At 65.9% G+C, this 502-nt stretch carries 1 protein-coding gene; it reads left to right on the top strand.

Annotated elements, in window-relative coordinates; genetic code table 11:
• On the top strand, window positions 1–502 hold a 502-nt coding region (locus JYJ39_RS13985; protein ID WP_205205276.1), incomplete at both ends, for a hypothetical protein.

Below are 502 nucleotides of genomic sequence, written 5' to 3'. Positions count from 1 at the left end.
GCAGCGGCACGGTCAGCGCCGCGAACCAGAAGATCGACCACAGCTACCGCAGCGCTCAGGGGCAGAGCGGCATTGCGGCGGGCGAAGGTGGCTTTGAGATCGACGTTGGTGGCAACACCCACCTCAAGGGCGGAGCCATCACCTCCCAGGCCGAAGCCGACAAAAACACGCTCACCACCGGCAGCCTGAGCTATGAGGATCTGACCAACATTCAGCACACCGAAGCGAGCAGCAGCAGTTTCAGCTTCTCGGGCAGTGCCGATTTCCGCCAGGGATTTGCGCTGCCCTCGCCGGCCAATGGCCTGGCCGGGCAGGCCGCGGGCAACCTCTTGGGCAATCTGGCCGGTCAGAACGGCTTGCCGGAAGACAACAGCGAAAGCAGCCAGACGCTGGCGGTGATCTCACCGGCGACGATCACGCTCACCGGCACGGGCAACCCGGGACGCAGCCAGCCGCGAGGCCGCCGAAGAACTCACCCGGCGCGACCCGGAAACCGCCAATC

Origin of the sequence: Azonexus hydrophilus (assembly GCF_905120355.1) — a bacterium.
Classification (GTDB): Bacteria; Pseudomonadota; Gammaproteobacteria; order Burkholderiales; family Rhodocyclaceae; genus Azonexus.
The sequence above is the reverse complement of the archived record's forward strand: the minus strand, read 5'-3'. Positions and strand labels throughout refer to the sequence as shown.